Origin of the sequence: Sphingobium olei (assembly GCF_042678845.1) — a bacterium.
GTDB lineage: Bacteria > Pseudomonadota > Alphaproteobacteria > Sphingomonadales > Sphingomonadaceae > Sphingobium > Sphingobium olei.
Window position 1 is genome coordinate 19,363 of record NZ_JBHTLS010000119.1, and the last position, 16,761, is coordinate 36,123.

General features: G+C 66.1%; 19 protein-coding genes. 10 read left to right on the forward strand and 9 right to left on the reverse strand.

Annotated features, from left to right (window positions below; translation table 11 throughout):
• Window positions 1–17: 17 nt before the first annotated feature.
• Both ACFQ24_RS09415 and ACFQ24_RS09420 read left to right on the forward strand, forming a co-directional pair.
• On the forward strand, window positions 18–305 hold the full coding sequence (locus tag ACFQ24_RS09415; RefSeq protein ID WP_380910618.1) for a type II toxin-antitoxin system HicA family toxin: 288 nt from the start codon (window positions 18–20) through the stop codon (window positions 303–305).
• Complete coding sequence (locus ACFQ24_RS09420) at window positions 302–523, forward strand: type II toxin-antitoxin system HicB family antitoxin (protein ID WP_380910620.1); 222 nt, start codon at window positions 302–304, stop codon at window positions 521–523. Before ACFQ24_RS09415 ends, ACFQ24_RS09420 begins: the two co-directional genes overlap by 4 nt.
• Window positions 524–527: 4 nt before the next feature.
• Here ACFQ24_RS09420 and ACFQ24_RS09425 read toward each other — a convergent pair whose 3' ends face one another.
• From ACFQ24_RS09425 to ruvA, 3 genes are all read right to left on the reverse strand, one after another.
• The gene (locus tag ACFQ24_RS09425) at window positions 528–2,270 is read right to left on the reverse strand and encodes an AMP-dependent synthetase/ligase (protein WP_380910689.1); all 1,743 of its coding nucleotides are present in this window, start codon (window positions 2,268–2,270) and stop codon (window positions 528–530) included.
• Window positions 2,271–2,411: 141 nt separating this feature from the next.
• Window positions 2,412–3,434, reverse strand: coding sequence for a Holliday junction branch migration DNA helicase RuvB (gene ruvB / locus ACFQ24_RS09430; RefSeq protein WP_380910622.1), 1,023 nt, complete (start codon window positions 3,432–3,434; stop codon window positions 2,412–2,414).
• Window positions 3,431–4,039, reverse strand: coding sequence for a Holliday junction branch migration protein RuvA (ruvA, locus tag ACFQ24_RS09435; RefSeq protein WP_380910624.1), 609 nt, complete (start codon window positions 4,037–4,039; stop codon window positions 3,431–3,433). Before ruvA ends, ruvB begins: the two co-directional genes overlap by 4 nt.
• Window positions 4,040–4,168: 129 nt before the next feature.
• Between ruvA and ACFQ24_RS09440 the strand changes: the two genes are divergently transcribed.
• The gene (locus ACFQ24_RS09440; RefSeq protein WP_380910626.1) at window positions 4,169–4,747 is read left to right on the forward strand and encodes a peptidase S14; all 579 of its coding nucleotides are present in this window, start codon (window positions 4,169–4,171) and stop codon (window positions 4,745–4,747) included.
• A gap of 41 nt (window positions 4,748–4,788) precedes the next feature.
• The gene (locus ACFQ24_RS09445) at window positions 4,789–5,415 is read left to right on the forward strand and encodes a DUF1345 domain-containing protein (protein ID WP_380910628.1); all 627 of its coding nucleotides are present in this window, start codon (window positions 4,789–4,791) and stop codon (window positions 5,413–5,415) included.
• A gap of 6 nt (window positions 5,416–5,421) precedes the next feature.
• On the opposite strand, the gene thiL is transcribed toward ACFQ24_RS09445, so the two are convergent.
• Genes thiL through hisG form a run of 4 tightly spaced genes read right to left on the reverse strand, consistent with a single transcriptional unit; the run spans window position 5,422 to window position 8,795 of the window.
• A complete protein-coding gene (gene thiL / locus ACFQ24_RS09450; RefSeq protein WP_380910630.1) occupies window positions 5,422–6,336 on the reverse strand; it encodes a thiamine-phosphate kinase in 915 nt (304 codons plus the stop codon).
• 50 nt (window positions 6,337–6,386) lie between these two features.
• The gene (gene nusB / locus ACFQ24_RS09455) at window positions 6,387–6,833 is read right to left on the reverse strand and encodes a transcription antitermination factor NusB (protein WP_380910632.1); all 447 of its coding nucleotides are present in this window, start codon (window positions 6,831–6,833) and stop codon (window positions 6,387–6,389) included.
• Window positions 6,834–6,853: 20 nt separating this feature from the next.
• A complete protein-coding gene (hisD, locus tag ACFQ24_RS09460) occupies window positions 6,854–8,143 on the reverse strand; it encodes a histidinol dehydrogenase (protein WP_380910634.1) in 1,290 nt (429 codons plus the stop codon).
• Window positions 8,133–8,795: an ATP phosphoribosyltransferase gene (hisG, locus tag ACFQ24_RS09465; RefSeq protein WP_380910636.1), complete on the reverse strand. Its 663-nt coding sequence runs from the start codon at window positions 8,793–8,795 to the stop codon at window positions 8,133–8,135. The genes hisD and hisG overlap by 11 nt, the downstream gene beginning before the upstream one ends.
• 140 nt (window positions 8,796–8,935) lie before the next feature.
• Between hisG and ACFQ24_RS09470 the strand changes: the two genes are divergently transcribed.
• Window positions 8,936–9,271, forward strand: coding sequence for a hypothetical protein (locus ACFQ24_RS09470; protein ID WP_380910637.1), 336 nt, complete (start codon window positions 8,936–8,938; stop codon window positions 9,269–9,271).
• Window positions 9,272–9,344: 73 nt separating this feature from the next.
• On the opposite strand, the gene mnmA is transcribed toward ACFQ24_RS09470, so the two are convergent.
• Window positions 9,345–10,466: a tRNA 2-thiouridine(34) synthase MnmA gene (gene mnmA / locus ACFQ24_RS09475; protein ID WP_380910638.1), complete on the reverse strand. Its 1,122-nt coding sequence runs from the start codon at window positions 10,464–10,466 to the stop codon at window positions 9,345–9,347.
• 162 nt (window positions 10,467–10,628) lie between these two features.
• Here mnmA and ACFQ24_RS09480 point away from each other — a divergent pair, with 162 nt between their 5' ends.
• The 3 genes from ACFQ24_RS09480 (at window position 10,629) to ACFQ24_RS09490 (ending at window position 11,807) form a co-directional block, all read left to right on the forward strand.
• Window positions 10,629–10,970: a hypothetical protein gene (locus tag ACFQ24_RS09480; RefSeq protein ID WP_380910640.1), complete on the forward strand. Its 342-nt coding sequence runs from the start codon at window positions 10,629–10,631 to the stop codon at window positions 10,968–10,970.
• 62 nt (window positions 10,971–11,032) lie between these two features.
• The gene (gene sciP, locus ACFQ24_RS09485; RefSeq protein WP_066763818.1) at window positions 11,033–11,332 is read left to right on the forward strand and encodes a CtrA inhibitor SciP; all 300 of its coding nucleotides are present in this window, start codon (window positions 11,033–11,035) and stop codon (window positions 11,330–11,332) included.
• A 220-nt stretch (window positions 11,333–11,552) separates the two neighbouring features.
• Complete coding sequence (locus tag ACFQ24_RS09490; RefSeq protein WP_380910691.1) at window positions 11,553–11,807, forward strand: GlsB/YeaQ/YmgE family stress response membrane protein; 255 nt, start codon at window positions 11,553–11,555, stop codon at window positions 11,805–11,807.
• 69 nt (window positions 11,808–11,876) lie between these two features.
• On the opposite strand, the gene ACFQ24_RS09495 is transcribed toward ACFQ24_RS09490, so the two are convergent.
• Entirely contained in the window at window positions 11,877–12,125 is a 249-nt protein-coding gene (locus ACFQ24_RS09495) for a GlsB/YeaQ/YmgE family stress response membrane protein (RefSeq protein ID WP_380910642.1), read from the reverse strand.
• A 207-nt stretch (window positions 12,126–12,332) separates the two neighbouring features.
• On the opposite strand from ACFQ24_RS09495, the gene ACFQ24_RS09500 reads away from it, so the two are divergent.
• Window positions 12,333–13,502, forward strand: coding sequence for an efflux RND transporter periplasmic adaptor subunit (locus ACFQ24_RS09500; protein ID WP_380910644.1), 1,170 nt, complete (start codon window positions 12,333–12,335; stop codon window positions 13,500–13,502).
• A gap of 90 nt (window positions 13,503–13,592) precedes the next feature.
• On the forward strand, window positions 13,593–16,754 hold the full coding sequence (locus tag ACFQ24_RS09505) for an efflux RND transporter permease subunit (RefSeq protein ID WP_380910646.1): 3,162 nt from the start codon (window positions 13,593–13,595) through the stop codon (window positions 16,752–16,754).
• The last annotated feature ends 7 nt before the right edge of the window (window positions 16,755–16,761 follow it).

Consider the following 16,761-nt stretch of genomic DNA (forward strand, 5'->3'; position numbering starts at 1 on the left):
CGATTCAAATCGGTGCCATGAAATGGCAGAAGAAGGATCGAAAGGATTTCCCGTTGGTCAAACCCGCCAAACTTCTTGAACGCCTGCTGCTAGGCCAGCGCTCGCTCTCCTTCCGCGATCTGGAGCGCCTGCTCCGTGCCCTCGGCTTCGATCTGGATCGCACCACCGGCAGCCACCGCCAATATGTGCACCCCAAAGTACCGCGCTCGTTTCCTATTCAACCCGATGGAAAGGACGCCAAGCGCTACCAAATCCGGGAACTGCTTGAACTGGTGGAGGCCTACGGACTATATATCGAGGAATGAACGAGCCGCATTATCACATCAATCTTTTCTGGTCGGCGGAAGATGAGTGCTGGATCGCGGACGTGCCCGATCTCAAACCATGCTCGGCTCATGGCGACACTCGAGCGGAAGCTCTCGCCAACATCAACGATGCTATCGAAGGCTGGCTGGCCGTTGCGCAGGATCGCGGCTTTCCGATTCCGGACGCCCGTTACCGCCCCGCCATCTACGCCGCCTGACCCCTCACCCCTTGTACAGCGCGTCCAGCCGCTCCGCGTAGACCTTGCGGATCACATGCCGCCGGATCTTCATGGACGGCGTCATCTGCTCATTCTCGATGGTGAAAGGTTCGTCGGCCAGGATGAAGCGGCGGACACGCTCGATCACCGACAGGTCGTCATTCACCCGGTCCACCGCCGCGCGTAGCGCCGCCATATAGGCGGGGTCCGCCGCCGCCTGTGCAACGGCGACGCCCTTTGCCTCCGTCCATTCGCGCGTCCATTCGGCATCCGGCACGATCAGGCCGACCAGATGCGGCCGCCGGTCGCCATGGACCATCGCCTGCCCGATTTCAGGCTGGAGCGTCAGCATCCCTTCGACCTTCTGCGGCGAGACATTGTCGCCCTTGTCGTTGACGATCAGATCCTTCTTGCGGTCGGTGATGCGGATGCGGCCCTTCGCGTCGAATTCGCCGATGTCGCCGGTATGCAACCACCCGTCCTTGAGCACCCTCTCACTTTCCGCCGGGTTGCGCCAGTAACCATGCATGACCAATTCGCCGCGCACCAATATTTCGCCATCTTCCGCGATCTTCACCTCCACGCCGTCGAGCGGCGGGCCGACCGTGTCCATGGCGATGCCCGCGCTCGGCCGGTTGCAGCTGATGACCGGACCCGCCTCGGTCTGGCCATAGCCCTGCAGCAGCGTCAGGCCCATGGCATCGAAGAAGAGGCCCACATCGGGGTTGAGCGGCGCGCCGCCCGACACCAGCGCCTTCATCCGCCCACCGAAGCGCGCACGGATCTTGGGGATCAGCGTACGCGAAAGCAGCAGCTTCATCGGCGCGTCGAGGATGCTGCCCTTGCCCGCCTGCTCCTTCGAAGCGATGCGCAACGCCTGCGACAGGAGATAGGCAGGGAATTTTCCCTGCTTTTCGATCGACTTAATGACGCGGGTGCGCAGCACCTCGAACAAGCGGGGGACGACGACCATGATGGTCGGCCGCGCCTCCTCGATATTGCTGGCGAGCTTCTCCAGCCCTTCCGAATAGTAGATCTGGCCGCCCAGCAGCATCGGCATGAACTGGCCGCCGCTATGTTCATAGGCGTGGCTGAGCGGCAGGAAGGACAGGAACACTTCCTCGCCCCAGCCGAAATCCTCCGCCACGACCTTGCCCGCGCCTTCGCAATTGACGAGGATCGCGCCATGATGCTGCATCACGCCGCGCGGCGCGCCGCCGGTGCCGCTGGTGTAGATGATGCAGGCAAGGTCGCTGCGCTGTGCTGCCTGGGCGGCGGCGCAGGCTTCGACATCGGCGGGGTGCGCGGCGATCAGGTCGCTCCACAGATGGCAGGCGCATGTGCCTTGCGCCCCGCGCAGCGGCTCCATGCCGATGACGAAGCTCGCCTGGCTGCGGACCACGGCAGGCATCAGCGCCTGTGCCAACTTCGCCGTCGATACGATCACGGCGCGCGCGCCGCTGTCGGTCAGGATATGCTGATGATCGCGCGTGGTGTTGGTGGTGTAGGTCGGCACGGTCACGCAGCCCGCCGCCATGATGGCAAGGTCGGCGATGCAGAATTCCGGCCGGTTCTCGCTCACCAGCATGACCGGATCGCCCGGCCGCAACCCCTGCGCCTTCAGCGCCGCAGCCAGCGACGCCACCTGGCGCGCGACTTCGTTCCAGCTGAGCGGTTGCCACTGCCCGCCCGTCTTGCGCCACAGGAAGGGCGCGTCGCCCTGCTCCCGCGCGCGGGTGAAGAACATGGTCACAAGGTTGGGGAATGTCTCGATCGCCCTCAAGGCTCGACTCCTGCGCTTTTCGGCGCGTCTGATGCGCGCCCTCATCCTGGCGACGGCTATAACCGTGCCTTGCCGTAACGGCCATGGGGTTTGACGGTTTCCGCCTTAATCGAACAGGCCGGTCTGCACGTCCTGCGGCGGGTTGAGGCCAAGATGCTTCCATCCCGGACCGTTGAGGCAACGGCCCCGGGCCGTACGGGCGATGAGGCCGAGCTGGATCAGATAGGGTTCGATCACTTCCTCGATCGTGTCGCGCGCTTCCGAAAGGCCCGCTGCCAGCGTCTCCACACCCACCGGCCCGCCGCGATAGATGTCGGCGATCATCATGAGGTAACGACGGTCCATGAGGTCGAGACCCAGCTGATCGACTTCCAGCCGTTGCAGCGCCGCGTCGGCGACCGGGCGGTCGACGGCGGGCGCGCCCGCCACATTGGCGAAGTCGCGTACCCGCCGCAGCAGCCGCCCGGCAATGCGCGGGGTGCCGCGCGAGCGGCGCGCGATCTCGACCGCGCCGTCCGAAGTGATCGGCAGGTCGAGCAGCCGCGCGGCGCGGCGCACGACCTTCTCCAATTCCTCGACGGTGTAGAATTGCAGGCGCACGGGGATGCCGAACCGGTCGCGCAGCGGCGTCGTCAGCAGCCCCTGCCGCGTCGTCGCGCCCACCAGCGTGAAGCGGGGCAGGTCGATGCGCACGGACCGAGCGGACGGCCCCTCCCCGATCATCAGATCCAGCGCGCGATCCTCCATCGCGGGATAAAGCACTTCCTCGACCGCCGGATTGAGGCGATGGATTTCGTCCACGAACAGCACGTCGCCCTCATCCAGATTGGTGAGCAGCGCGGCCAGATCGCCCGACTTGGCGATGACCGGGCCAGATGTCGCACGGAATCCCACGCCCATCTCCTTCGCCACGATCTGCGCCAGCGTGGTCTTGCCAAGGCCCGGCGGCCCGAAGAAGAGCACATGGTCGAGCGCATCCCCGCGCGACTTCGCCGCCTGAATGAAGATACGCAGATTCTCTCGCGCCGCCTGCTGCCCCACGAACTCGTCGAGCGACTTGGGGCGCAGCGCCGCATCGACGTCCTCGGGACGGCGGGATGGAGTAAGGAGGCGATCGTCCTCGCTCACTTCGCTGCCTTCCGCAGCGCAAGGCGCACCAGCGCATCGAGGCTCGCGCCTTCGCCCAGTTCCTCCTCCGCCGCGGCGACCGCGCCGCTGGCTTCGGCGGGCTTGAAGCCCAGATTCTGCAAGGCGGAGAGCGCATCGGCGCTCATGCTGCCGACCGGCACTGCCACAGCGCCGCCCATACCCACCGGCCCGCCGACAGGCGTCGCGCCGATCTTGTCCTTCAGTTCGTTGACGATGCGCTGGGCGAGTTTTGGCCCGACTCCGTTCGCGCGCGCGATCATCGCCTTGTCGCCCATCGCGACGGCGCGATGCAGTTCCAGCGGCTCCAGTGCGGAGAGGATGGCGAGCGCCACGCGCGATCCCACGCCCTGCACATGGGTCAGCAGCCGATACCAGTCGCGTTCCTCGGCGCGGGCGAAGCCCACCAGCCGGATCGAATCCTCCGCCACCAGCATTTCGGTGTGGATCGTCACCGCCTCCCCCACCGGCCCCAGCGCCGCGAGCGTGCGCGAAGAAGCCCCCACCAGATAGCCGACGCCGCCCACGTCGATGATGGCATGGTCGATGCCGGTGCTGTCCAGCCGCCCTTTCAGCTTCGCGATCATATGGTGCGCCCCATGGTCATGATCTGTTCTTTACAGCCTCTTCGCAATCGCGCCAGTCGGAAAGCGCGGCACCTTTTGCCGCCCCGTGCGTAGTGCAGCCCGACCTTCGCCCTCCTAAAGGATTTACGCATGTTAATGACGAGCGCGCCGCTGCTTGGCCCCAAGGATTTCGAATTTCCCGCGATCACCCTGTCGGGGATCGTGGATCACGGCATGTATCTGCATTTCCGCAACTGCCTCACCAGCGCGCCGCAGCAAGGGCTGGTCGTGGTGGAGATTTCTACGCTGGGCGGCGACCCGGAAATCGCGCGCATGATGGGGGAGGACATCCGCTTCCACTCCGATCTCTATCCAGATCGACGCCTGGTCTTCCTGGGCAAGACGGCGGTCTATTCGGCCGGGGCGACCTTCATGAGCTTCTTCGCGACCGAGAATCGCTATCTGACGCGCGGCACGCGCCTCATGATCCACGAGCGGCTCATCACCAAGACAATCAACCTGTCGGGGCCGCTTTCCACCTGCATCGCGACGCTCAAGGCAAACCTGCACGAGATCGAATCTTCGATCACGATCCAGAATGAAGGGTTTCAGAACCTGATCCTGGGGTCGGACGTCACCATGGACGAACTGCTGCAGAAGGCCCCGGAAAACTGGTATCTGGAAGCAAATGAGGCACAGGTGCGCGGCTTGATCGCAGCGGTGCTGTAAGGCCCCTTGCCAATCGGCGCGCCTGGCCCTTTGATGGGAACATGGGCGCGTCGAAGATCTTCCCCTGGCGTTACGGCATGTTCCTCGCCCTGCTGGGGAGCGTGGCGCCGCTGGCATTGTGGCTGCCATGGCATGAGGCGGTGATGGCGGGCTTCGATGTCGCCGCCCTGGCCTTCATCCTGTCCATCGGCCGGCTGATCGACGCCGCGCCCGCCACCATGCGGCGCAAGGCGGCCGCCAACGACGCCAATCGCGAACTGATGCTGCTGATGACCGGGATCGTCTGCCTCGTCATCCTGGTCGCGGTCGGCGTGGCGATCAGCCAGCATGGCGGCCCGGACGCCGCGTCCATCGCGCTGCTGCTGGCGACCTTGCTGATCGCGTGGATCTTCTCGAACCTCGTCTATGCGATGCACTATGCGCATGCCTATTATCTGCCCGACAGCCGGGGGAAGGACGGCGGCGGCCTCGATTTCCCCGATACGCCCGAGCCGCGTTACTGGGACTTTTTCTACTTCGCCTTCACGCTGGGCATGACATTCCAGACGTCGGACGTCGCCATGACCAATGGCGCGATGCGGCGGATCGCGCTGTTCCACTGTTTCGCGGCCTTCCTCTTCAACCTCGGCATCCTTGCCTTCACGATCAACGTGCTGGGCGGAAGCTGACGCCGGTCAGCCATGTTCCCAGCCGAGCCGATCGGGTAAAGGCATGATCGTCCCGTCGATCTTCAGCGTCAGGCCCGACCCCCGCTCCATCCGGCCGACCGGAATGGCGCGGAGCGGCGGCTTGACGCCGGCCGGCAGGGTGAAGAGAAGTTCATAATCGTCGCCAGCGCGCGCGGCGGCGATCTGCACGGCGGTGCTCGCCCCCCGCGCCTTCTCCAGCGCGCGCGACAGCGGCACATGGTCGATCGTGACGGCCAGCCCGCTCGCCTCCGCCAGCCGCGCGGTATCGATCAGCAGGCCGTCCGACACATCCATCATCGCGCTGACATGCGGGGCGAGCAGCGCGCCTTCCGCAAGGCGGGGCCGGGGCCGGCGACAAGCGTCGACCAGCGGTCCGGCCGCCGCCGGATCGGCCCGCAGCAGATCCAGCCCCGCGCCTGCGTCGCCCACCGGGCCGGTCAGGTAAAGGCGGTCGCCGGCCCGTGCGCCCCCCCGGACCGGCACTGGCCCGGTCGCTTCTCCGATCGCCGTCAGGCTATAGCTGCGCGCCGACCCTTCCGGCATCTTCACCGTGTCCCCGCCCAGCAGCGGCATGGCATGGCGCTCCAGCGCCTCCCCCAGCCCCTCCAGAAAGGCCGCGTCCCATGCGTCGTCGCCCGACAGCGCATAGTTGAGCAGACAGCCGAGCGGCTTGGCCCCCTTCGCCGCCAGGTCCGACAGGTTCACCGCCGCCAGCTTCCATCCTATGTCGGCGGGCGGATCGGTCGGGAGATAGTGGATGCCCTCCACCATCGTGTCGCTGGTCAGGATCAGCCGCGCCCCACCGACCGGCAGCACTGCCACATCGTCGCGCAGCTCCTGCGCCGCGGGATCGTTCGCCAGCAGGCGCAACAGGGTGAGGAAACGGGATTCGGCCGACATGGGCACAGCCTAGCCGGTCGGGCGCATCGCGGCAAAAAGTGCGATCGGCCCTAGGCCCGCACGTCCTTCGCCACACCGTCCAGCAGGCCGTTGACGAAGCCCGCCTCCCGCTTGTCGTAGAAGGCGTGGGCGACATCGACATATTCGCTGATGACGGTGCCGGTGCCCACATCCTTGCGGGCGAGCAGTTCGTAGGTGCCGGCGCGCAGGATCTGGCGCATCGGCTTGTCCAGCCGATCGAGGCTCCAGCCGCTCGACAGGCGCGCAGCGATCAGGGCGTCGATCTCCGCGCGGCGCTTGTCCACGCCGGTCACGATATCGTCGAAAAAGGGTTCCTCAGCCTGCGCATAGGTCACATCCTCAATGGTCGCGCCCAGCCGGTGCTGATGGAATTCGTGCAGCAGCGTGGCGAGCGGCGTGCCTTCCATTTCGATCTGGTAGAGCGCCTGCACCGCAGCAAGGCGCGCGGCGGAGCGGGATTTGGATCGGTCGTTCATGAATTTTCCGTACGAGACATTTAGGGGAGGCGCAACGCCACCGAAGCGGCGTGCGCGGGCAGCCCCTCCGCCTCCGCCAGCGCGACGGCGGCAGGGCCGATCGCACCCATGGCCTGCGGCGTGAGGCTGAGGAAGCTGGTGCGTTTCATGAAGTCGAGCACGGACAGGCCGGAGGAAAAGCGCGCGCGGCGGCCGGTCGGCAGCACATGGTTCGGCCCCGCGACATAGTCGCCCACCGCCTCGGGCGTCATCCGGCCAAGGAAAACCGACCCGGCATGACGCACCTGCGCGAACAGGGGTTCGGGATCGTCCACCGCCAGTTCCAGATGCTCGGGTGCCAGGGCATTCACCAGCGGCATCGCCTCATCAAGGTCGCGGACCAGGACGATCGCGCCGTTGGCGTCCCAGCTGGTGCGCGCGACCGCGCTGGTGGACAACGCCGGGATCTGCCGCTCCACCGCCGCCGCGACGGCATCGGCGAAGGCCGCGTCGTCGGTGAACAGGATCGACTGGCTGGTCGGGTCATGCTCCGACTGGCTAAGCAGGTCGGCGGCGGTCCATTCGGGATCATTCCGCCCGTCCGCGACCACCACGATCTCCGAAGGCCCAGCGACCATGTCGATGCCGACCACGCCGTAAAGCTGGCGCTTGGCTTCGGCCACCCAGGCGTTGCCGGGACCGGTAATGACGTCCACGGGCCTGATCCGGTCGGTGCCATAGGCGAGCGCCGCGACCGCCTGCGCCCCGCCCACACGCCAGATCTCCTCGATCCCCGCGATCTGCGCAGCCGCCAGTACCAGCGGATTGATCTCGCCACCGGGGGTCGGCGTCACCATGGCGATGCGCCGCACGCCCGCCACTTTCGCGGGGATGACGTTCATCAGCAGCGAGCTGGGATAGGCGGCGCGTCCGCCCGGCACGTAGAGGCCGGCCGCATCCACCGCGCTCCACCGAGCGCCCAGCCGCACGCCGGCGCTGTCCACGCCGTCGCTATCCTGCGGCTTCTGCTTTTCATGATAGACGGTGATGCGCGCGGCGGCGAGTTCCAGCGCGTCGCGCAGGGTCGTGGAAATGCCCTCCAGCGCCGCCCGCGTCTCGGCTGCCGTCACCGCCCAGCCGCTGACGTTCAGGTCGTGCCGGTCGAACCGCCGCGTATAGTCGGCCAGCGCTGCGTCCCCTTCCGTGCGCACGCGCCGGATGATGGCGGCCACGTCGCGCGACACATCCTCGTCCGCCTCGCGCCGCGCATCCACCAGCGCGGTGAAGGCGGAGGCAAAACCCGCATCGCGGCTGTCGAGTCTAAGCGGCATCCTTCACCTCCACGGCGGCGCGGAACGCCTCTACCAGCGGGGTGAGGTCCGCCGACCGCATCTTGTACGCAGCGCGGTTGACGATCAGCCGGGCCGAAACGGGCATGATGACGCTGGTTTCGACGAGGCCGTTGGCCTTGAGCGTCGCGCCGGAGGAGACGAGATCGACGATGCGGCGGGACAGGCCCAGCGACGGGGCCAGCTCCATCGCGCCGTTCAGTTTCACGCATTCGGCCTGAAGTCCCCGCGCCTCATAATAGCGGCGGGTGAGGTGCGGATATTTGGTGGCGACGCGCACATGGCTCAGCGCCGCCTCGTCCTCGTCGGCGGAACCGGCCGGCTCCGCCACCGACAGGCGGCAATGGCCGATGTCGAGGTCGATCGGCGCATAAAGCTCGGAATAGTTGAACTCCTCCACCACGTCCGATCCGACGATGCCGATCTGCGCCGCGCCATGCGCGACGAAGGTCGCCACGTCGAAGGCGCGGACGCGGATGATCGACACGTCCGGCCGGTTGGTGGCGAAGCGCAGCGCCCGGCTCTTCTTGTCATGGAATTCCGCCTCCGGCTCGATGCCGGCTTTGGCGAGCAGGGGCAGCGCCTCGTCGAGGATGCGGCCCTTGGGAATGGCGAAGGTAAGCGGGCGAGTCATGACCGCCGCGCCTTACGCGCGAGGGCAGGAAAGGGCAAGGTTGGGGGGTGATTGAGGCGCGAGCTGCTTCACTATAAGATGAGGAATATGCCCTATCAGCCGACTCCATTCGGATTTCGCACGTTAGGCTATATGGCCGGATGCGTAGCGGCAATTTTCTTGCTGCCAGTATTCATCGTCGTAAAGCTGGCTATGATGCCGTTCGAGAAGCCAAGAATCTCTCAGCTTGGCAGGTTGTAGGTTATCTTGAGGCCTTCATCGATGGAACCGATGGCGATTGGGACTGGGATAATTTTACCACTATTCCCATAGCCGATCCTCGATTGGACAATATCAGAGATCGGGTTGCTGCTCTTGATGTCCCATTGAGCAATAGAGATATCCCAGCATTGACAGCGCTACTTGCTGAGGCGAAAAAAATTGCTGCGGAAGATCATGTAAAATCAAGTTCTTACCCATCGTCATCCCGGCCTTGAACCGGGATCCCGCTTCTTCTTGCGGATCAGAACAGGCAGCGGGATGCCGGATCAAGTCCGGCATGACGATCGGCTACGCCGCCTCCGCCAGAGCAGGCTCCGTGCTCGCGATCCAGCCGCCGCCCAGCACCCGGTCGCCGGCGTAGAGCACCGCCGCCTGCCCCGGCGCGACGCCATATTCGGCCGCGTCGAAAATCAGCCGGTCGCCCTCCAGCCGGGCGGGAACCGGCTTCGCCATCGACCGCACCTTGGCTGTGAGCGGCCCGGTAAAGTCGCCGCCCAGCCAGTTGATGTCGGTCAGCCGCGCGCCCGATACGGCGAGCGCCGCCTTCGGCCCCACGACCACCCGGCGCGCCTCCGCATCCAGCCGCACGACATAAAGCGGCTCGGCCTGCCCGCCGATCTCCAGCCCCTTGCGCTGGCCCACCGTATAATGGATCAGCCCCTTGTGCCGGCCGAGCAGCCGGCCGTCGACATGGACGATCTCGCCGCCCTCGTCCGCGTCGGGGCGCAGCTTGCGCACCACCTTCGCATAGTCGCCATCGGGCACGAAGCAGATGTCCTGGCTATCGGGCTTCAAGGCCACCGACAGGCCCAGCTCAGCGGCGATCTCACGCACCTGCGGCTTTGGCATGCCGCCCAGCGGGAAGCGCAGATAGTCGAGCTGCGCCTGCGTCGTGGCGAAGAGGAAATAGCTCTGATCGCGCGCCGGATCGGCGGCGCGGTGCAGCTGCGCGCCCTGCGGCCCCATCACGCGCTGCACATAATGGCCGGTCGCCAGGCAGTCCGCGCCCAGATCGCGCGCGATCTGGAACAGGTCGGTGAACTTAACCCCCATGTTGCACTTCACGCAGGGGATGGGCGTGCGCCCCGCCATATATTCGTCGGCGAAGTCGGCGATCACCGAATCGCGGAAGGCGCTTTCATAGTCGAACACATAATGGGCGATACCGATGCGGTCGGCCACGGCCCGCGCGTCGCGAATGTCCTGCCCGGCGCAGCAGCTTCCGGTGCGGCCCACCGCCGCGCCATGGTCGTAGAGCTGGAGCGTCACGCCGATCACCTCCGCGCCGGTCCGCGCGGCGAGCGCTGCGACCACGCTCGAATCCACGCCGCCTGACATGGCAACGACGATGCGCCGCTGGCCAAGCGGTTCTTCCAGGTCAAATCGGGCGGGCGGAAACGGAGGCTGCATGCGCGCGCATATAGTGCGGCGGCCCGTCCGGCGCAAAAGTTAACGGAAAAGCGCACGGAATTAACCCCTGAGGGACATAACGGCCGATCGGCCGGTCGAACCGGCGCTGAAAAAGGGGGCGAGTTTACGGAGCCTTATCCATTCTTCGCTAGAAGCGGGGTCATGGATTTGAGCTTTCTTCGGGGTGGCGGACTGAAACCCGCCGCCACCCTTCCGCTGGGCCGGGTGCGCGTACCGGTCTGGCCGTTCCTGCGGGCTGCCACGGCAGCGGCGCAGGCGGCCAGCCCGACCGCGCAGGCGGTGGCCGGCGTCCTGCGGGGGCAGGATCGAGAGAGCGACTGGATTCAGGAACTGGCGCATGTCTTCGCGCCGGATTCCAGCGGCAGGATCGAAGCCGTGCGACTGGCGGGCAGTTTCAACCCGTTGATCGCCAACCGTTTAATCGGGGGCAAGGAAGATGAAGGCGGTGTTTACCGTGGGGCTTTAGCTGATGTTCAGGGCTGAATGCACATAACGGTTCGCACTGCTGAAGTTGGCTACGCCAGCGCCGCAAATTGAGGGTAAGAATGATCCAGAACCAGAAAATCAGGCCCGCCCAGGTCGTGGGGCCCCTCGGAGAACCGCTGACTCTCGACAGCCTGCCGCCGGCCGACACCACCCGCTGGGTCGTGCGCCGCAAGGCTGAAGTGGTGGCCGCGGTCAATGGCGGCCTGCTGAGCGTCGATGAGGCTTGCGCGCGCTACAATCTGACGCTTGAGGAATTTGCCGGCTGGCAGCGCGCGGTCGATCGGTCGGGCATGCACGGCCTGCGGGTGACGCGCATCCAATATTACAAGTCGCTCTACGAACGGCAGCAGAAATACTGATCGGACGCCGGGTCGCACCGGGCACGGATGAAGGGGCCGCCGGACACGATCCGGCGGCCCTTCTCGTTTGATCGATGCCGCGATGAGCAAGCGAGCAAAAACGGCGGGAAGCCAAGATGGTTTCCGGGCCGGAATCATTTCTCCCCCGATGGAACAGGACGCCGCCTTCTCCGTTGAACGATGCACCCAACCCGCTGGGGGCGTGGTCAAGGAGAGTAACATGGGCATCATTCTGTGGCTTGTTGTAGGCGGCATCATTGGCTGGCTCGCCAGCATGGTCATGCGCACCGACGCGCAGCAGGGCATCCTGCTCAACATCGTGGTCGGCATCGTCGGCGCATTCATCGGCGGCCTGATCTTCAGCGGCGGCTCGATCAACGAAGGACTGACGCTGTACAGCTTCCTGGTCTCGCTGGTCGGCGCGATCATCCTGCTGGCGATCGTCAACCTGGTCCGCCGCGGTTCGGTGCGCTAAACCCGCGCCACTGGACATCTTTCAAAAGGGCCGTGCCGGCATGACGGCGCGGCCCTTTTCATATGCGTGTCACCGCCGTCCGGCGGACAGGCGATAAACGGCCAGAATCGCGATCGCACCCAGCACCGCCGCGACGAAGCCAGCCCGTTCGCCCTGTGCATAAAAGCCCATCAGCCGCCCCACGAAGCCCGCAAGCAACGCCCCTGCGATCCCCAGCAGGACGGTGACGATGCAACCGCCCGGATCGCGCCCCGGCATGACCAGCTTCGCCAGCGCGCCGGCCAGCAGGCCGATGAATATCCATGCCAGCAGGTCCACTCCGCGCTCCTTCCCATTTGCACCGCAGCCGGGAAACCGATGCGATACCGTTATGAACGAAACAGGGCGCGCCTTCCACCCCCCTTTGGGGTATGTTCCTCCTGTGCCGCCGCGTCACGGACCGTGACGAATGGGGCTTGAGGCCGGTGATATATTCATATAACACAGTCGGGAGATCGGGCAAACCGCCGGAGAGATGGGGACGGCATGAATTACGAGACGCGGCTGCTGGGAGATACGGCGGTCATCATCGATGAAGATGCCGCACGCGCACGGCGCAAGCGGCTGTTGCTGGCGGGGGGCGGCGTGGCGGCGCTGCTTGTCGTGGCCGCGGCGTGGATCTCGACCCGCGGCGGCGAATCGGCCCCCGCCGCGCAATCGGCCCCCGCGCCCGTCGTCACCGTCGTCAGCCCCGGCCAGTCCATGGTGGCCCGCACGATCAGCGCCACCGGATCGCTCGCCGCGCGAGTCGATATGCCCGTCGGCGTGGTGGGCGAAGGCGGCATGGTGACGCAGGTGCTTGTGCAGCCGGGCGACTGGGTGCGCGCGGGCCAGACGCTCGCCACCGTCGAACGGTCCGTCCAGACCGAACAGGGCCGCTCCCTCGCCGCGCAGGTGGAGGTCGCCCGCGCCGACGCCAAGCTGGCGCAGGCCCAGCTCGACCGCGCCAAGGCGCTGGTCGGCCGCGGCTTCATCAGCGCCGCCGACATCGACCAGCGCACGGCGACCCGCGATGCGGCGCAGGCGCGCGTCGCCGTCGCCGTCGCCCAGTTCAACGAACAGCGCGCCCGCACCGGCCGGCTGGACATTCGCGCACCGGCTGCTGGCCTCGTCCTCACCCGCGGCGTCGAGCCGGGCCAGATCGTGGGGTCGGGCAGCGCCGTGCTGTTCCGCCTGGCAAAGGGCGGCGAGATGGAAATGCGCGCGCAGGTCGCGGAAAGCGACCTTGCCACCCTGCGGCCCGGCAACAGCGCCACGGTGACGCCGATCGGCTCCAGCCAGAGCTTCGCCGGCCGCGTGTGGCAGGTGTCGCCGGTGGTCGATCCGCAAACGCGCCAGGGCATCGCCCGCATCGCCATCCCTTACGACCCGGCCATCCGTCCGGGCGGCTTCGCCTCCGCGACGATCACCAGCGGCTCGGGCAGTGCCCCGCTGCTGCCCGAATCGGCTGTGCAGAGTGATGAAAAGGGCAGCTACGTCTATATCGTCAACGGCAAGAACCAGGTGGAACGGCGCAACGTGACGGTGGGCCAGGTGTCCGACGCCGGCGTGGCCGTGACCAACGGCATCACCGGCAGCGAGAAGATCGTGACGTCGGCCGGCGCCTTCCTGACGCCCGGGCAGAAGGTGAAGCCGGAACTGGCCAAGGGCCTCTAATATCGTCGCATGTGCCCGCAACAGGCGCGGGGACATGCGGCCTGCAAGGATTGCGGACCGCCAGCGGGCGGCCGGTGAAGGAAGCGCGTCATGAATTTTCGCAATATTTCCGCATGGGCGATCCGCAATCCGGTGACGCCGCTGGTGCTGTTCGCCGCCCTCGTGATGGCCGGCATCGTCAGCTTCCTGCGGATGGACGTCAACAATAACCCCGACGTCAGCTTCCCCATGGTCAGCGTGACCGTGGTCCAGCCGGGGGCCGCGCCGACCGAGCTGGAAACACAGGTGACGCAACGGGTCGAGGCCGCCGTGCGCGGCATCAGCGGGGTGGAGGACATCACCTCCTTCGCGTCCGAAGGCCAGTCGCTCACCAACGTCCAGTTCCAGATCGGCACGCCGGTCGATCGCGCCGTCAACGACGTCAAGAACGCCGTCGACCAGATCCGCAGCGACCTGCCGCAAGGCATCCTGGAACCACAAGTGCAACGCATCGACGTTGATGGCGGTCCGATCGCCTATTTCAGCGCCGAAGCCACCGACATGACGCTGGAACAGCTGTCCTGGTATGTCGACAACACCGTCGCCAAGCGGCTGCTGGCGGTCAGCGGCATGGCGGCGGTCAAGCGCAGCGGCGGCGTCAGCCGGGAAATCCGGGTCATCCTCGATCCCGCCAAGCTCCAGGCCTATGGCATCACCGCCGCGCAGGTGAACGGCCAGTTGCAGCAGGTGAACATCAACGCGGCGGGCGGCCGCACCGAAATCGCGGGTGCCGAGCAGTCTATCCGCGTCCTGGGCAACGCACGCAACGCTCATTCGCTGGGCGAGACGCAGATCGCCATTTCCGGCGGCCGCACCGTTCGCCTCTCCGACCTCGCCACCGTGCGCGACATGTATGCCGAACAGCGCAGCCTGTCGCTGATGAACGGGCGGCAGGTCACCAGCTTCAGCATGGAAAAGTCCAAGGGGTCGTCGGACGTCACCGTCTATGACGAGGCGATGAAGGTGCTGGACAAGCTGAAGAAGGAAAATCCAAAGGTCCAGTTCAAGCAGCTCTACACCAGCGTCGAATATACGCGCGGCCAGTATCACAGCGCCATGTCGGCGATGATCGAGGGCGCGGTGCTGGCGGTCGTCATCGTCTTCCTCTTCCTGCGCGACTGGCGCGCGACGATGATCTCCGCGCTGGCCATCCCCTTATCGGCGATCCCGTCCTTCTGGTTCATGGACATGATGGGCTTCACGCTGAACGGCATTTCGCTGCTGGCGCTGAGCCTGGTGGCGGGCGTGCTGGTCGACGACGCGATCGTGGAGATCGAGAATATCGTGCGCCACATGCGCATGGGCAAATCCGCCTATCAGGCGTCGATCGACGCGGCGGACGAGATCGGCCTCGCCGTGCTGGCCACCACCATGGCGATCGTCGCGGTGTTCCTGCCGGTCGCGCTGATGCCGGGCCTTGCCGGCCAGTTCTTCATCCAGTTCGGCATGACCGTGGTCGTCTCGGTCCTCATGAGCCTTGCCGTGGCGCGCCTCATCACGCCGATGATCGCCGCCTATTTCCTGAAGGCCCATGGCGAGGAGACGCATGGCGAAGGCTGGCTGATGGACCGCTATATGTCGGTGCTGCGCTGGTCGCTGGAGGACGTGCGGGCGAAGGAACGGCGCGCGCGCGGCGGCTTCCGCAACAGGCTCGCCGGCTTCTTCACCGACCATCGTGTGTGGACTTTGGGCGCGGGCGTGCTGGCCTTCGTGGCCACGATCATCGCCTTTGCGACGCTGCCGATGACCTTCCAGCCGACCACCAACACCGACTTCAGCCAGGTGAAGATCGAGACGGTGCCGGGCAGCACGCTGGCGCAGACCACCGCCGTCACGCGCAAGGTCGCCGACCTGCTGGCCGCCGACACCGACACGGTGGACGCCGCCTTTGCCGACATCAATCCGACCAGTGCCGACATCTTCCTGACGCTGAAAAAGGACCGGCCGCTATCTTCGGTGGAATGGGAACGCAAGGTCGCGCCCAAATTCCAGACCATCGCCGACGCTCGCGTGAACTTCCAGTCGCAGTCCGGCGGCGGCTTCGGCCGCGATGTCATCATGATGTTCGGATCGGACGATCCGGCGCTGCTGGAACGGACCGCCAACCAGCTGGTCAAGGAAATGGCCGGGCTGCGTGAGCTGCGCGATCCGCGCGTGCAGGGCGACATGCAGCGGCCGGAAATCATCATCAAGCCCCGTCTGGACCTGGCCGCCAGCATGGGCGTGACCACCTCGGCGCTCAGCCAGTCGATCCGCATCGCGACGATCGGCGATATCGACCAGAATGTCGCCAAATTCTCGCTGTCCGACCGCCAGATCCCGATCCGCGTGGCCCTGTCGGAGGACAGCCGGCGCGACATCGGCACCATCCAGAACATGCCCGTGCCGACCGTGTCGGGCGGCACCGTGCCGCTGCGCGTGGTCGCCGACATCAGCTTCGGCGCGGGGCCGACGCAGATCCGCCGCTACAACCAGATCCGCCGCGTCGTCGTGGGCGCCGACCTCGCCCCTGGCCTCGTCACCAGCCAGGCCACGACCAAGATCAACGCGCTGCCGACGATGAAGGCCATCAACGAGGGCCGCCTCCAGGGCGTGCAGAAGATCAACGCGGGCGACGCCAAGTGGCAGATGGAGATGCTTCAGAATTTCGTCATCGCGGTCTTTTCGGGCGTACTCCTGGTGCTCGCGGTGCTGGTGCTGCTCTATAAGCGGATCATGCCGCCCTTCGTGAACCTGGGTTCGCTGCTGCTCGCCCCGCTGGGCGGCGCGATCGCGCTGCACATCGCCGGCCAGCCGCTGTCGATGCCGGTGTTCATCGGCCTCCTCATGCTGCTCGGCATCGTCGCCAAGAACTCGATCCTCGTCATCGATTTCGCGCTGGAGGAGATGGAGAAGGGCGTGCCGAAGAAAGCGGCGATCATCGATGCCGGGCACAAGCGCGCCCAGCCGATTGTCATGACCACGGTCGCGATGGTCGCGGGCATGGTTCCCACCGCCCTCTCGCTGTCGGGCGACGCGGCATGGCGCGCACCCATGGGCATCACGGTGATCGGCGGCCTCATCCTGTCCACGCTGCTGACGCTGGTGATCGTGCCGGCGGTGTTCAGCCTGGCGATTGGCCTCGAAAGCTGGATCGGTCCGAAGCTCGGCCGCGGTCTTCTGACCTACAAGCCCGAGCATAAGCATGGCGGCACGGTCCAGCCGGCCGAATGACCTTCAA

Bases quoted from the DNA above. Each gene is read 5' to 3' on its own strand.
- ACFQ24_RS09480 (WP_380910640.1), top strand. From the start codon at position 10,629: ATGGATTTGAGCTTTCTTCGGGGTGGCGGACTGAAACCCGCCGCCACC.
- ACFQ24_RS09425 (WP_380910689.1), bottom strand. From the start codon at position 2,270: ATGTTCTTCACCCGCGCGCGGGAGCAGGGCGACGCGCCCTTCCTGTGG.
- ACFQ24_RS09500 (WP_380910644.1), top strand. From the start codon at position 12,333: ATGAATTACGAGACGCGGCTGCTGGGAGATACGGCGGTCATCATCGAT.
- ACFQ24_RS09445 (WP_380910628.1), top strand. From the start codon at position 4,789: ATGGGCGCGTCGAAGATCTTCCCCTGGCGTTACGGCATGTTCCTCGCC.
- thiL (WP_380910630.1), bottom strand. From the start codon at position 6,336: ATGTCGGCCGAATCCCGTTTCCTCACCCTGTTGCGCCTGCTGGCGAAC.
- sciP (WP_066763818.1), top strand. From the start codon at position 11,033: ATGATCCAGAACCAGAAAATCAGGCCCGCCCAGGTCGTGGGGCCCCTC.
- mnmA (WP_380910638.1), bottom strand. From the start codon at position 10,466: ATGCAGCCTCCGTTTCCGCCCGCCCGATTTGACCTGGAAGAACCGCTT.
- ACFQ24_RS09420 (WP_380910620.1), top strand. From the start codon at position 302: ATGAACGAGCCGCATTATCACATCAATCTTTTCTGGTCGGCGGAAGAT.
- ACFQ24_RS09470 (WP_380910637.1), top strand. From the start codon at position 8,936: ATGCGTAGCGGCAATTTTCTTGCTGCCAGTATTCATCGTCGTAAAGCT.
- ACFQ24_RS09505 (WP_380910646.1), top strand. From the start codon at position 13,593: ATGAATTTTCGCAATATTTCCGCATGGGCGATCCGCAATCCGGTGACG.
- ACFQ24_RS09415 (WP_380910618.1), top strand. From the start codon at position 18: ATGAAATGGCAGAAGAAGGATCGAAAGGATTTCCCGTTGGTCAAACCC.
- ACFQ24_RS09440 (WP_380910626.1), top strand. From the start codon at position 4,169: ATGTTAATGACGAGCGCGCCGCTGCTTGGCCCCAAGGATTTCGAATTT.
- nusB (WP_380910632.1), bottom strand. From the start codon at position 6,833: ATGAACGACCGATCCAAATCCCGCTCCGCCGCGCGCCTTGCTGCGGTG.
- hisG (WP_380910636.1), bottom strand. From the start codon at position 8,795: ATGACTCGCCCGCTTACCTTCGCCATTCCCAAGGGCCGCATCCTCGAC.
- hisD (WP_380910634.1), bottom strand. From the start codon at position 8,143: ATGCCGCTTAGACTCGACAGCCGCGATGCGGGTTTTGCCTCCGCCTTC.
- ACFQ24_RS09490 (WP_380910691.1), top strand. From the start codon at position 11,553: ATGGGCATCATTCTGTGGCTTGTTGTAGGCGGCATCATTGGCTGGCTC.
- ruvA (WP_380910624.1), bottom strand. From the start codon at position 4,039: ATGATCGCGAAGCTGAAAGGGCGGCTGGACAGCACCGGCATCGACCAT.